General features: G+C 67.0%; 1 protein-coding gene. It reads right to left on the bottom strand.

Features of this window, described 5'->3' with window-relative positions:
- Positions 1 to 1,601: VCBS domain-containing protein (locus AC1D15_RS31255; RefSeq protein ID WP_477829096.1), on the bottom strand; the 1,601-nt coding region annotated here is incomplete at both ends.

The following is a 1,601-nucleotide window of genomic DNA, read 5'->3' as shown; positions in this document are numbered from 1 at the left end:
GCAGGCTGAGCCTGGAACACGGCCTGGCCGTTGTCGACGTCGGCGACGGACAGGGTGCCGCCGGTCGTCAGATTGCCGGCGCCGTTGACCGCGGTGTCTTCGGTGACGGAACCCGAGGTCGCGCCGGAGATGACAGCGGTGTCGTTCGTGCCGTAGATGGTGACGGTGACCGACGAGCTGGTGCCATCAGCGCTCTTGACCGAGAAGGTCTCGGTCAGCGACTGATCAGCGCGCAGAGCCTGGACCGCGGCGTTATTGTTGGCCGCTGCGTAGGTCCACGTGCCATCGGTGGCGAGCGTGAAGGTGCCGTAGGTGCCGGCAGTGGCAGGCTGAGCCTGGAACACAGCTTCGCCGTTGTCGACATCGGCGACAGACAACGTGCCGCCGATGGTCAGGTTGCCCGAGCCGTTGACGGCGGTGTCTTCGGTGACGGAGCCGAAGGTGGCGCCGGAGATGACAGCTGCGTCGTTCGTGCCCTGGATGGTGACSGTGACAGAGGAGCTGGTGCCGTCGGCGCTCTTGACGGTGAAGGTTTCGGTCAGCGACTGATCGGCGCGCAGGGCTTGGATCGTCGCGTTGCTGTTGGCGGCGGCGTAAGTCCAGGTGCCGTCGGCGGCGAGCGTGAAGGTGCCGTAGGTACCCGCGGTGGCCGGCTGAGCCTGGAACASGGCCTGGCCGTTGTCGATGTCGGCGACGGACAAGGTGCCGCCGGTGGTCAGGTTGCCCGAGGCATTGACCGCGGTGTCTTCGRTGACGGAACCCGAGGTCGCACCGGAGATGACGGCAGCGTCGTTGGCGCCCTTGATGGTGACGGTGACCGACGAGCTGGTGCCGTCGGCGCTCTTGACGGAGAAGGTCTCCGTCAGCGACTGATCGGCWCGCAGGGCTTGGATTGTCGCGTTGCTGTTGGCGGCTGCGTAGGTCCACACGCCGGCCGATGTCAGCGTGAAGGTGCCGTAGGTGCCGGCAGTGGCCGTCTGAGCCTGGAACACGGCCTGRCCGTTGTCGATGTCGGCGACGGACAGGGTGCCGCCGGTCGTCAGATTGCCGGCGCCGTTGACCGCGGTGTCTTCCGTGACGGAGCCGGTATTGGCACCAGAGATCACCGCGACGTCGTTGGTGCCCTGGATGGTGACTGTGACGCTCGATGAGGTTCCGTCGGCGCTCTTGACGCTGAAGGTCTCGGTCAGCGACTGGTCGGCGCGCAACGCCTGGATCGTGGCGTTGCTGTTCGCAGCTGCATAAGTCCAGGTGCCGTCGGCGGCAAGGGTGAAGGTGCCGTAGGTACCCGCGGTGGCAGGCTGAGCCTGGAACACGGCTTGGCCGTTGTCGACGTCGGCGACGGACAGGGTGCCGCCGGCGGTCAGGTTGCCCGAGGCATTGACGGCGGTGTCTTCGGTGACGGAGCCGGAGGTCGCGCCGGAGATGACGGCAGCGTCGTTGGCGCCCTTGATGGTGACGGTGACCGACGAGCTGGTCCCGTCCGCGCTCTTGACCGAGAAGGTTTCGGTCAGCGACTGGTCGGCGCGCAGCGCCTGAACCGCGGCGTTGCTGTTGGCCGCGGTGTAGGTCCAGGTGCCGTCGGTGGCGAGTGCGAAGGT

This window comes from Rhizobacter sp. P2_H2, from assembly GCF_056403375.1.
Note: the sequence above shows the minus strand (reverse complement) of the source record. Positions and strands in the feature narration are given on the sequence as shown.